The 12,635-nt window shown below is 72.8% G+C and carries 6 protein-coding genes; 5 read left to right on the plus strand and 1 reads right to left on the minus strand.

The window, feature by feature from the left end:
* Positions 1 to 113 precede the first annotated feature (113 nt).
* From ACGFX4_RS00145 to ACGFX4_RS00155, 3 genes are all read left to right on the plus strand, one after another.
* Positions 114 to 2,804, plus strand: a complete 2,691-nt coding sequence (locus ACGFX4_RS00145) for a SpoIIE family protein phosphatase (protein ID WP_393068872.1) — start codon at positions 114 to 116, stop codon at positions 2,802 to 2,804.
* A gap of 73 nt (positions 2,805 to 2,877) precedes the next feature.
* Entirely contained in the window at positions 2,878 to 5,436 is a 2,559-nt protein-coding gene (locus tag ACGFX4_RS00150) for a SpoIIE family protein phosphatase (RefSeq protein WP_393068873.1), read from the plus strand.
* 114 nt (positions 5,437 to 5,550) lie between these two features.
* Entirely contained in the window at positions 5,551 to 7,284 is a 1,734-nt protein-coding gene (locus ACGFX4_RS00155; protein ID WP_393068875.1) for an ABC transporter family substrate-binding protein, read from the plus strand.
* On the opposite strand, the gene ACGFX4_RS00160 is transcribed toward ACGFX4_RS00155, so the two are convergent.
* Entirely contained in the window at positions 7,274 to 8,482 is a 1,209-nt protein-coding gene (locus ACGFX4_RS00160) for a hypothetical protein (protein ID WP_393068877.1), read from the minus strand. The two genes, ACGFX4_RS00155 and ACGFX4_RS00160, sit on opposite strands and share 11 nt — an antisense overlap.
* Before the next feature lie 211 nt (positions 8,483 to 8,693).
* Here ACGFX4_RS00160 and typA point away from each other — a divergent pair, with 211 nt between their 5' ends.
* Both typA and ACGFX4_RS00170 read left to right on the plus strand, forming a co-directional pair.
* Positions 8,694 to 10,598 carry a translational GTPase TypA gene (gene typA, locus ACGFX4_RS00165; RefSeq protein ID WP_393068879.1) on the plus strand — a complete coding sequence of 635 codons (1,905 nt, stop codon included), beginning with the start codon at positions 8,694 to 8,696 and terminating at the stop codon, positions 10,596 to 10,598.
* A 341-nt stretch (positions 10,599 to 10,939) separates the two neighbouring features.
* On the plus strand, positions 10,940 to 12,568 hold the full coding sequence (locus ACGFX4_RS00170; protein WP_393068881.1) for an ABC transporter substrate-binding protein: 1,629 nt from the start codon (positions 10,940 to 10,942) through the stop codon (positions 12,566 to 12,568).
* Positions 12,569 to 12,635 lie beyond the last annotated feature (67 nt).

Consider the following 12,635-nt stretch of genomic DNA (forward strand, 5'->3'; position numbering starts at 1 on the left):
ACCGCGTCACGCGGCGCTGCCCGCACCCGCGGCGCCCGCCGCGGTGCGCGGTCCGACGGCCGGAGGCCCGCTAGGTGTCGAGTTCGGGTGACGCGGGGCGCCGAGCCCGCCCCGTGGGCGCGTTCGGCGGTGCGGCGGCCCGTGCCCGGCTGCGCCGCCGTCGGGCGGCGGCCCGGGCGGCGGCGGAGGCGCAGGCCGGCCCGGAGGGCGCCCGGGCGGTGGACGGCGCGGTGCCGGTGCTGCCGGTGCGCGGCCGCCCGACCGTCCCGTTCCCCGGCGCTCCGGCGCCGCTCCCGTACGGCAGCGGCCCGAGCGGCGCTCCGGCCACCCGCGGCAGCCTGCTGGACGTGGTGAAGGTCGCGATCATCATCCTGGACACCGCGGGCCGGGTGGTGCTGTGGAGCCCGGCGGCGGAGGACATGCTGGGCTGGCCGAGCGAGGTGCTGGTCGGCCGGACGATCGAGGAGCTGATCAACGACCCGGGCATGGTGGACCGGGTCCGGGCGGCGATCCAGGAGACCCTGCGGCTGGGCAACTGGCACGGCTTCACCGAGCTGAACGACCGGGACGGGGTGCCGATCGCGGTGGAGGCCCGGCTGTCGCTGCTGGTGGACGGCGACGGCACGCCGTTCCTGCAGGTGGCGCTGGCCGACGCGGGGACCCTGCAGGCGGTGGAGCGCGACCTGGCGGTCCGCGACGCGCTGTTCGAGCAGTCGCCGCTGGGCATCGCGGTGCTCGACACCGACCTGCGCTACACCGCGGTCAACCGGACGCTCGCCGACATGAACGGCGTCGCCCCGGAGGAGCACGTCGGCCGGACCACCGGCGAGACCCTGCCGGAGCGGGCCGCCGACGAGATCACCGCGATCCAGCGCCAGGTGCTGGCCACCGGTGAGCCGGTGATCGACGTGACGCTGGCCTCCCCGGTGACCGCCCGCTCCGGCTTCCGCTCCATCTCCTACAGCCGGATGACCGACCGCGCGGGCCGGGTGCTCGGCATCTCGGGCACGGTCATGGACGTCACCGAGCGGTACCGGGCGGTCGCCAAGGTCGAGCACGCCCGGCGCCGGCTCTCCCTGCTGAACGAGTTCGGCTCCCGGGTCGGCGACCTGCTGGACGCCTCCCGGATCGCCCAGGAGCTGGCCGGCGCCGTGGTGCCCCGGCTCGCCGACTACGCGGGCGTGATCCTGCTCCAGGCCGTCGCGCACGGCGACGACCTGCCCCGCCACGGCCACGACCGGCGCACCTCGCTGCTGCAGCTCGGGGTGGCCTCCGTCCAGGACGGCCCGGAGGTGGAGGTGATGCTGCGGCGCGGCGCCCGGATCACCTTCGCCGAGGACTCCGCGTTCGGCCGGGTGCTGCGCAGCGGCGTCCCCGAGCTGCTCTCCGGCAGCGACGAGCTGAGCGACGTCTCCTACCCGGGCGACCCCAAGGTGCAGGCCGCGCACGAGCTGGGCGTGCACTCCCGGCTGGTGGTCCCGCTGCGTGCCCGGGGCATCGTGATCGGCCTGCTGGTGGTCTCCCGGGCGGGCTACCGGGAGGGCTTCGACCGGGACGACCTGGCGTTCACCGTGGAGCTCGCCGACCGGGCCGGCAGCTCGCTGGACAACGCCCGGCTGTACGCCCGGGAGCGGACCGCCGCGCTGACCCTGCAGCGCACCCTGCTGCCGCAGCAGGTCCCGCAGCCCGCCGGGGTGGAGGTCGCCTACCGGTACGTGCCGGGCTCCAGCGGCACCGAGGTCGGCGGCGACTGGTTCGACGTCATCCCGCTGCCGGGCGAGCGCACCGCCCTGGTGGTCGGCGACGTGATGGGCCACGGCCTGCGGGCGGCCGCCACGATGGGCCGGCTGCGCACCGCCGTCCGGGTGCTGGCCGCCCTGGACCTGCCGCCGGACGTGCTGCTGCGGCACGTCCACGAGCTGGCCGACGACCTCGCCCAGGGCCCGGACGAGGCGCTGCTCGCCACCTGCGTGTACGCGGTCTTCGACCCGGCCGGGCAACGGCTGACCGTGACCAAGGCCGGGCACATCCCGCCCGTCCTGGTGGTGCCGGGGCCCGCGCCGGGGGAGGAGCCGACCCGGACCGGCGGCCCGCTGCCCGGCGGCGTCGGCCAGGTGCTCGACCTGCCGTCCGGCGCGCCGCTGGGCGTCGGCGGGGTGCCGTTCGAGTCGATCGAGCTGGAGATCCCCGAGGGCAGCCTGCTGGCGCTGTGCACCGACGGCCTGGTGGAGTCCCGGGACAAGGACCTGGACGTGGGCCTGGGCCGGCTGGTCAGCGTCCTGGAACAGCCGTACGCCTCGATCCAGCAGGCCTGCGAGGCGGTGCTGGACACCATGGAGCAGGGCCGCGAGCCGGACGACGTGGCGCTGCTGCTGGCCCGGCTCGGCCGCGGCCAGGCGGGCACCCCGACCGCGGGGTGGACGCTGCCCGCCGAGCCGACCGCCGTCTCCCGGGCCCGCCGGCTGGTCCGCGGCACCCTCACCGAGTGGCACGTCGAACAGCTGACCGACACCGCCGAGCTGCTGGTCAGCGAGCTGGTCACCAACTCCGTCCGGTACGCCAGCGCCCCGATCGGGGTGCGGCTCACCCTCGGCGACACGCTGCTGGTGGAGATCTCCGACCCGCTGCCCGACCCGCCCCGCGAGCGGCACGCCGCCGAGGGCGACGAGGGCGGCCGCGGACTGGAGCTGGTGCGCCGGCTCGCCCTGCACTGGGGGGCCCGCGCGGAGGGTATGGGCAAGGTCGTCTGGTTCGAACTCGCCCTGGAGGAAGGTGCCGTTCAGCTACCCGATTCGATGTTGTGACGTCCGGGACGTGTGCGCCCGCGCCCGGATGATGAATACTCGGACGGAATACCTCGGTCTTCTCGACATCCGGATGGGCGCGGATATTGGAGGGGTCGGTCCGTTGAACAGCATCCCGGCACGCAACGCGACGAGTGGCAGCGGCCGCGCCGCCGTGCCCGGCCAGCCGGGCGCGCAGTCACCGCACCCGGCGCCCTCGTCGTACCCCGTCGCGCCGCCGCCCGGCTGGGGCCACGACCCGAAGTCCGGCTCGATCTACGACTACATCCGGGTCGCCACCTTCGCGATCGGCCCGGACGGGCGGATCGCCCAGTGGAGCGACCGGGCCGCGGAGTTCTTCGGCGTCCCGGCCGCCGACGCGGTCGGCGCCGACCCGATCACCACCTTCGTCCCGCGCGAGCTGTGGCAGCGCGGCCGGGCCCGGCTGGAGCGGATCCTGGCCGGCGAGGAGTGGGTCGGCACCGCCCCGTACCGCGACTCCACCGGCGGCGAGGGCCTGGCCGAGGTGTACGTGATGCCCGCCAAGGAGGCCGGCTCCGCCACCTGCCTGGCCGTGGACCTGGGCCGGCTGCGCTCCGTCGAGACCGAACTGGCCGCCTCCGAGGCGGTCTTCGGCCAGACCCCGACCGGCTTCTTCCTCTTCGACCTCGACCTGCGGCTGCAGCGCGTCAACGACGCCTTCGCCGCTGGCGTCGGGCTCGCCCCGGAGGCCCTGCAGGGCCTGACCGCCGAGCAGGTCTTCCAGCCCGGCGACGCCGACCGGCTGCAGGTCGCCCTGCGCAAGGTGCTGGCCGGCGACGAACCCGTGCTCGACCTGCGGCTCAGCGCCGCCCATCACCCCGAGCGCCGGCCCGCCGGCCGCGGCGACCACCGCACCTGGGCCGTCTCGCTGTACCGCCTCAACGGCCCGGCCGGCCGGCCGATCGGCGTCGCCGGGCAGGTCCAGGACGTCACCAGCCGGCACATCGCCGAGCGCGAGGCGGCCGGCGTGCGCCGCAACCTCGCCCTGCTGAACGAGGCCTCCAGCCACATCGGCTCCACCCTCGACCTGGAGACCACCGCCAAGGAACTGCTCGACGTGATCGTCCCGCAGTTCTGCGACGTCGCCACCGTCGACCTGTACACCGCGCTGCTCTCCGGCGACACCGCCCCGCTCTCCGCCAACCCGGAGACCGGCGAGCTGCGCCGGGTCGCCGTCTCCAGCGTGGTCGGCAACGCCCCCTCCGTGCTCGGCACCGAACGCGGTGGCGTCCGCGTCGCCGAGGCCGGCGGCACCCTCTGCTACCCGCCGCGCTCCCCGCACGCCCGGGCCCTGCGCACCGGCCGCTCCACCGTCCCGCAGCCCGGTCCGGACCCGCTGCTGCGCTCCACCCTGGTCGTCCCGCTGGTCGCCCGCGACCGGGTGCTCGGCCTGGTCCAGCTCTCCCGGGCGATCGGCAGCGAGCCGTTCGACGCCCGCGAGGTGGCGATCGCCGAGGAGCTGGTCGCCCGCGCCGCCGTCTGCATCGACAACGCCCGGCTCTACCGCCGCGAGCACGAGCGGGCGCTGATCCTCCAGCGCAGCCTGCTGCCCCCGGGCAACCCGGCCGCCAGCGGCCTGGAGATCGCCCGCCGCTACCTGCCCAGCAACAACAACACCGAGGTCGGCGGCGACTGGTTCGACGTCATCCCGCTGCCCGGCTCCCGCACCGCGCTGGTGATCGGCGACGTGATGGGCCGCGGCCTGCGCGCCGCCGTCGCCATGGGCCAGCTGCGGACGGCCGTGCGCACCCTCGCCATGCTCGACCTCGACCCCGCCGAGGTGCTCTCCGCCCTCGACGAGATCGCCCGCGGCCTCGGCGGCGAGGACAACTCGCCCGGCGAGGAGCTCTACCTGGCGACCTGCGTGTACGCGGTCTACGACGCGGTCAAGCAGCGCTGCACCTTCGCCAACGCCGGCCACCTGCCGCCGGTCGTGCTCAGCCCCGGCGAGGGCGCCCGCATGATCGACGTCCCGCCGGGCCTCCCGCTCGGCGTCGGCGGCGAGCCGTTCGAGGAGGTCACCGTCGGCCTGGAGGCGGGCGCCGTGCTCGGCCTCTACACCGACGGACTGGTCGAGTCCCGCAAGCACCAGCTGGACGAGGGCCTGCGGGCCTTCCGCACCGCGCTCACCAACGGCTCCAGCGAGCTGGAGCTGCTCTGCGACCAGGTGCTGGAGGAGCTCAACCCGCACCACGGCGAGGACGACATCGCCCTGCTGATGGCCAAGGTCCAGGCGATGCCGTCCGGCTCGGTCGGCGACTGGAAGCTGCCGCCGGAGCCGACCTCGGTCGCCAAGGCCCGCGAGGCCGCCTGCGGGTGGCTGCTGGAACGCGGCCTGGACGAGCTGGTCGACACCTCCGAGCTGCTGGTCAGCGAGCTGGTCACCAACGCGCTGCGGCACGGGCGCGGGGAGATCCGGCTGCGGCTGCTGCGCGACCGGACGATGGTCTGCGAGGTCTGGGACGACGGCTACGCCCAGCCCCGCCAGCGCCGCGCCCAGGAGACCGACGAGGGCGGCCGCGGCCTCCAGCTGGTCAGCCTGCTCGCCGAACGCTGGGGCAGCCGCCGCACCCCCAAGGGCAAGATCGTCTGGTTCGAACTGGCACTTTAGGCAGGACCGGTTCAGCCGTGCGGGTGCATCCTCGCCGGGCCCCGTCGTGTCCCTGCGCCCGTCCTGCCGTCGTGCCGTTCAGTGGTCCTCTGGTCCACCGGACGGAGGCCTCGATTGCGCGCCCACCAGTACCTCGCCCCCGCGGTCGCCCTGCTGCTGGCCGGTTCGCTGGCCGCCTGCTCGGACGACGCCGCGCCCGCCTCGGCCGGTGACGTCCCGGCGGTCGACCGGTCCGAGGTCCGGGAAGGCGGCACCCTGCGCTGGGCGGTGGACGCCGTCCCCGCCACCCTGAACGTCTTCCAGCCCGGGGCGACCGAGGACTCCGGCCTGGTGGCCCGCGCCGTGCTGCCGACCCTGTTCCGGCTGGACGCCGGCGCCCGGGCCGTCCCCGACCCGGACTACCTCGCCTCCGCCGAGTCCACCCCGCCCGGGCAGAACCCGCAGACCGTCACCTACCGGCTCAACCCGAGGGCGGCGTGGAGCGACGGCACCCCGATCGGCGCCGCCGACTTCACCGCGCAGTGGAAGGCGCTGGCGGGCGCCGACCCGGCGTACGTCGCCGACCTCCCGGCGGGCTACGGCGCCATCGAGTCGGTGGCCCAGGGCAGCGACCCGCGCGAGGTCCGGGTGGTCTTCAAGCAGCCGTACGCGTCCTGGAAGGGGCTGTTCAGCCCGCTCTACCCGGCGGCCGCGACGGCCACCCCCGAGGCGTTCAACCGTCCGCTGACCGCGGTGCCCTCGGCCGGTCCGTTCACCCTGCAGGCGGCCGACGCCGCGGCGGGCCGGGCGACCGTGGTCCGCAACCCGAAGTGGTGGGGCGCCGCGGCGAAGGCGGAGCAGATCGACTTCCTCGCCGTCCCGGCCGCCGACCGGCTCGACGCCCTCGACCAGGGGAAGCTCGACGTCGCCGCGCTGACCGACGCCATCGACCGGGCCACCCCGCCCGGCACCGCCAGGACCGCCCCGCCGCCGGACGCCGCCGCGGTCGCCCAGGCGTCCGCCCAGGCGCTCAAGCGCGCCGAGGCGCTGCCCGGCCTCACCCTGCACCGGGCGGCGGCCGCCGGGTTCACCCAGCTGACGCTGAACTCGGCCCGCGGCCCGCTCGCCGACCAGACGGTGCGTCGCGCGGTGGTCCGCGCCGTGGACCGCGGGCAGGTCGCCGACGCCGCGCTCTCCCCGCTCGGGGTGCGGGCCGTCCCGCTCGGCAACCACCTGCTGATGAACGGGCAGGTCGGCTACCGCGACAACAGCGCCGCGGCCGGCTCCGAGCCCGCCGCCCAGCTGCTCGACCAGGCCGGCTGGAAGAGCGGCGGCGCCTCCGTCCGCAGCAAGGACGGCAAGGACCTGGTCCTCACCCTGCTGCTCCCGGACGGCTCCGCCACCGCCCGCCGGACCGCCGACACGCTGGCCGCCGAGCTGTCCGGCGCCGGCATCACGGTCCGCCCGCAGCCGGTCGCGCCGGACGTCTTCGTCAAGGACCACCTGGCGACCGGCGACTTCGACCTGGCCCTGTTCTCCTGGCCGGCGACCGGCTACCCGGCCGCCGACGAGCGGGCGCTGTACACCAAGCCGCGGCCCGGCCCGGACGGCCACCCGGTCGCCGGGCTGAACTACGCGGGCACCGGCAGCGCCGAACTCGACCAGCTGCTGGCCCGCGCCGCGGCCGAACTCGACCCGGCCGTCCAGCGCACCCTGCTGCAGGAGGCGGACGCCCGGATCTGGCAGCTGGCCCACTCGGTGCCGCTCTACCAGCGGCCCGACCTGGTCGCCGTCCGCAGCACCGTGGCCGGCGCCGGCGCGTACGGCTTCAGCACCCCGCGCTACCAGGACGTCGGCTTCAAGAAGTAGCCGAGCCCGCGCCCACCACCGGGCCGTCGACCTCGATCACGTTCAGCTCGATCCGCCGCTCGACCAGGGCGATCCGGGCGAGGCCGGGCATCGCCCGGCGGGCCCGGTCCAGCTCCGCCCGGGCCTGCTCGGGCCGGCCGACGGAGGCCAGCGCGGCGGCGTGGCTGCAGGCGGCGTGGGCCTCCCAGAACCGGTCCACGGTGCGCACGGCCGCCTTCCCGGCCAGCTTCAGGGCCTCCTCCCGGCGGTTCTCCAGCAGTGCCAGGTCGGCGGTGGCGGCCAGGCTCCGCAGCAGCATCGGGTTCCAGGTGCGCAGCAGCTCGACGGTCTGGCCGAGCCACGGCACGGCCTGGGTGACCGGCAGCGTCCCGGTCTCGGCGGCGCCGACCAGCGAGGCGGTGCGCAGGCCGACGGCAATGGCCGCGTACCGCGGGTGGGGCTTGGCCTCCAGCGCCCGGTTCACCTCGACGGCGGCCTCGGTGTACCGGCCCTCGGCCAGGTCGACGCCGGCGTGCACCAGGTGGCTCTGGAAGCCGGGCGCGCCGTCGTCCGCGACCCGCTCCAGCGCGGCCCGGGCGTCCTCGATCCGGCCGTCCCGCAGGGCGCGCGCCGCGTGCTCCTCGCCGGGGCGCAGCGCGTACGTGGCGAGGGCCTCGGCGGGCAGGAAGGGCATCCGGAAGAGCACCCAGCCGATGGTCAGCGGCAGGGAGAAGGTCGCCAGCATGACCACCGCGAACACCAGGAACGCCACGGCCCCCGGGAAGGCCCAGGCGGGGGCGGAGTCCAGCAGCCACAGCCCGGTCCCGATCTGCACGGCCAGCTGCAGCAGCGCGGAGACCACCAGCCGCCATCGCAGCCCGGGGCGGCGGATCGGCGCCCAGACCACCGACATGAAGGGGAAGGGCAGCCGCCGGACGCCGACCGGCACCCCGCCGATCCGGGTGGAGAGCAGCCGCCGGCCGTAGCCGAACTCCACCGCGGTGACCGCGAAGCCGGAGAACCGACCGCCGACCAGCACCCAGACCATCGACAGCTGGAGCGAGAGCAGCGCGCCCAGACCGCCGGCGAGCCCGGCCACGAGCGCGCCCGAATCGCCGGCGACGGCGTTGCGGACGACGACGCCGAGGGCGAGGAGGAGGCCGACCTTCAGGAGGATCTGCCGGCCGCGGTCACCGGCGGGCTTGGGGGAGGAGCTCATCGGAACAGGCTGGTGGATCACCGTCTCCGGGCAGAAGACCTGTGACGCAGTTGTGATCTCGGCCTCGCCGGGCCTGCCCGTTTCGGCTCCGTTGGGGGGTTCCCCGTACGATAGGAGGAAGCCGTGGCATGTCCTGCCCGGCGGGTGGACCGGTGGTAACGATTACGTGGCCGGGCACCGTGACCCACGATTCCGGGAGAATCAGCGCCGCATGCCCACGCGCAACGACATTCGTAACGTCGCCATCGTCGCCCACGTCGACCACGGCAAGACCACGCTGGTCGACGCCATGCTGAAGCAGGCCGGCGCCTTCGCCGCCCACCAGCAGCTGGACGACCGCATGATGGACTCCAACGACCTGGAGCGCGAGAAGGGCATCACCATTCTCGCGAAGAACACCGCGGTCAAGTACCACCCCAAGGACGGCGGCAAGCCGATCACCATCAACATCATCGACACCCCGGGCCACGCCGACTTCGGTGGCGAGGTCGAGCGCGGTCTGTCGATGGTGGACGCGGTCGTGCTGCTGGTGGACGCCTCCGAGGGCCCGCTGCCGCAGACCCGCTTCGTGCTGCGCAAGGCGCTCACGGCCCGCCTGCCCGTCATCCTGTGCATCAACAAGACCGACCGTCCGGACGCCCGGATCGACGAGGTCATCAACGAGACCTACGACCTGTTCCTGGACCTGGACGCGGACGAGGACCAGATCGAGTTCCCGATCGTCTTCGCCTGTGCCCGTGACGGCGTCGCCTCGCTGACCAAGCCGGAGAACGGCACGGTCCCGGCCGACTCCGACAGCCTGGAGCCGTTCTTCTCCACCATCCTGGAGCACGTCCCGGCCCCGGTCTACGACGAGGCCGCCCCGCTGCAGGCCCACGTCACCAACCTGGACGCCGACAACTTCCTCGGCCGCATCGCGCTGCTCCGCGTCGAGCAGGGCGAGCTGCGCAAGGGCCAGACCGTGGCGTGGATCAAGCGCGACGGCTCGATCCAGAACGTGCGCATCTCCGAGCTGCTGATGACCGAGGCGCTCACCCGCAAGCCGGCCGAGGTGGCGGGCCCGGGTGACATCTGCGCGGTCGCCGGCATCGGCGACATCATGATCGGCGAGACCCTGGCCGACACCGAGAACCCGATCGCGCTGCCGCTGATCACGGTGGACGAGCCGGCCATCTCGATGACCATCGGCACCAACACCTCGCCGCTGGTCGGCAAGGGCGGCTCCGGCAAGGGCGCGGACGCCAAGTCCGCCGGCAAGGTGGACCGCAAGGTCACCGCCCGCCAGGTGAAGGACCGCCTGGACCGCGAGCTGATCGGTAACGTCTCGCTGCGCGTGCTGGACACCGAGCGTCCCGACGCCTGGGAGGTGCAGGGCCGCGGTGAGCTGGCGCTGGCCATCCTGATCGAGACCATGCGCCGCGAGGGCTTCGAGCTGACCGTCGGCAAGCCGCAGGTGGTCACCCGCGAGGTCAACGGCAAGACCCACGAGCCGGTCGAGCGCCTGACCGTGGACGTGCCCGAGGAGCACATGGGTGCCGTCACCCAGCTCATGGGCATCCGCAAGGGCCGGATGGACAACATGTCGAACCACGGCTCCGGCTGGGTGCGCATGGAGTTCGTCGTGCCGTCCCGCGGTCTGATCGGATTCCGGACGGAGTTCCTCACCAACACCCGCGGCACCGGCATCGCGCACTCGATCCACGAGGGCTACGAGCCGTGGTTCGGCAACCTGACGACCCGTAACAACGGCTCGCTGGTCGCCGACCGCGCCGGTGTGGTCACCGCCTTCGCGATGACCAACCTGCAGGAGCGCGGCGTGCTGTTCACCGACCCCGGCACCGAGGTGTACGAGGGCATGATCGTCGGCGAGAACTCGCGCTCCGACGACATGGACGTGAACATCACCAAGGAGAAGAAGCTCACCAACATGCGTTCGTCGAACGCCGATGTGGCCGAGTCGATCGTCCCGCCGCGCAAGCTCTCGCTGGAGCAGTCGCTGGAGTTCTGCCGCGAGGACGAGTGCATCGAGGTGACCCCGGAGACCGTGCGCATCCGCAAGGTCGTCCTGGACGCCAAGGACCGCGGCCGTACCGCGTCCCGCGCCAAGAAGGGCTGACCAGCCCCCTGACGGCCCGAACGGCCGGCGTCCTCCGGGACGCCGGCCGTTCGGTTTTCCGTGACGTTGCGTGATGTGTCGCCGATGGCCCGCTGTTCGTTTTCCGGACACTACCGTCCGTCATGTGTGACAACTGTCCGTTTTGGGGGTGTCTGCGTATGTCTCTTATGTCCGATTCTTGGGATTCATCGGCCGTTCATGTGACCAAATTGAGATCGGTAGTGGTCACCTTCGTATCCGTACGTGACTGATAGTGGGATCAGTCGAGCTCGGGTCAAGGCTCATGCGCAGGGGTGCGCGCCAGGCCGCGAGTGTGTAACACGGATTCAGGAGGCACACCGATGCGCGGTGCCAGCCAGGTCAAGTGGGTCGTCGCAGCAGCTGCGGTCGCCCTCGCCGCTACCGCCTGCGGCAGCAGCGCCGGTTCCACCGACGCGGGTGGTCCGGTCAACGCTGCGGGGACGCTCAGCTACCAGAGCAGCGAGCCGCAGAACCCGCTCCAGCCGGCCAACGCCATGGAGGTCGGTGGCGGTCGCGTCATCAAGTCCCTGTTCAAGGGCCTGGTGGACTACGACCCCACGGACGGCAAGCTGCGCAACCAGGTCGCCGAGAAGATCGAGACCACCGACGCGCAGAACTACACCGTCACTCTGAAGTCCGGCTGGACCTTCCACGACGGCACCCCGGTCACCGCCGCCTCCTTCGTGGACGCGTGGAACTGGTCGGCCAACGTCAAGAACAACCAGATCAACTCGGACTGGTTCTCGGACATCGAGGGCTACGAGGCGGTCCACCCGGAGAAGGGCGACCCGACCGCCGAGACCATGTCCGGTCTCAAGGTCGTGGACGACACCCACTTCACCATCAAGCTGACCGGCCCGGTCTCGTACTTCGAGTACAAGCTCGGCTACACGGCCTTCTCGCCGCTGCCGAAGGCGTTCTACGCCGACCCGGCCAAGTTCGGCCAGTCGCCGGTGGGCAACGGCCCCTACAAGTTCGTCTCGTGGGAGCACAACAAGGCGATCACCGTCGCCGCCTTCGACAAGTACGCGGGCGTCGACAAGCCGAAGAACGGCGGCATCGTCTTCAAGAACTACACGCAGGCCGAGGCCGCGTACAAGGACCTGGTCTCCGACAACCTGGACGTGCTGGACCAGGTCGACCCGGCCGACCTCGCCTCGTACAAGAACGACCTGGGCGACCGCGCCGTCGACCAGGCCCAGGGCGCCATCCAGAACATCTCGTTCGCGATGTACCAGGACGGCTGGAAGCCGGTCGACAAGGCGAAGGTCCGCCAGGGCCTGTCGATGGCGATCGACCGCGACACCATCACCAAGACCGTGCTGAACGGCTCGCGCCAGCCGGCCACCAGCTGGGTCGCCCCGGGCGTCATGGGCTACAAGGAGAACTCCTGTGGCGACGCCTGCAAGTACGACCCGGCCAAGGCCAAGCAGCTGGTGACCGAGGGCGGCGGCGTCCCGGGCAACAAGATCACCATCGTCTACAACTCCGACGGCGGCCACAAGGAGTGGGTGGACGCGGTCTGCAACTCCATCCGCCAGGCCACCGGCGTGGAGTGCATCGGCGACCCGAAGCCGGACTTCAAGACCTCGCGCGACCTGATCAAGAAGAAGCAGGTCCAGAGCATGATGCGGACCGGCTGGGTGCAGGACTACCCGCTGAACGCGAACTTCCTGCGTGACGTCTACGGCACCGGTGCCGCGGCCAACGACGCCGGCTACTCCTCGCCCGAGTTCGACAAGTTCGCCGCCGAGGCCGACAAGTCCACCTCCGTGGAGAAGACCGCCGAGCTGTACCAGCAGGCCGAGGCCCAGCTGGCCAAGGACATGCCGGCCATCCCGCTCTGGTACTACAAGACGACTTCGGGCTACTCGAAGAACGTCCAGAACGTGAAGTTCGACTCCTTCGGCGACCCGGTCTTCACGCAGATCGAGGTCAAGCAGAAGTAACCAGGTCGGCACCACAACGGCCTGGAACGACACGGCCGGTGCCCGCGCCCGCCCCACAAGGGCGGGC

This window comes from Kitasatospora sp. NPDC048365 (assembly GCF_043200835.1).
In the GTDB taxonomy this organism is placed as follows: Bacteria; Actinomycetota; Actinomycetes; order Streptomycetales; family Streptomycetaceae; genus Kitasatospora; species Kitasatospora terrestris.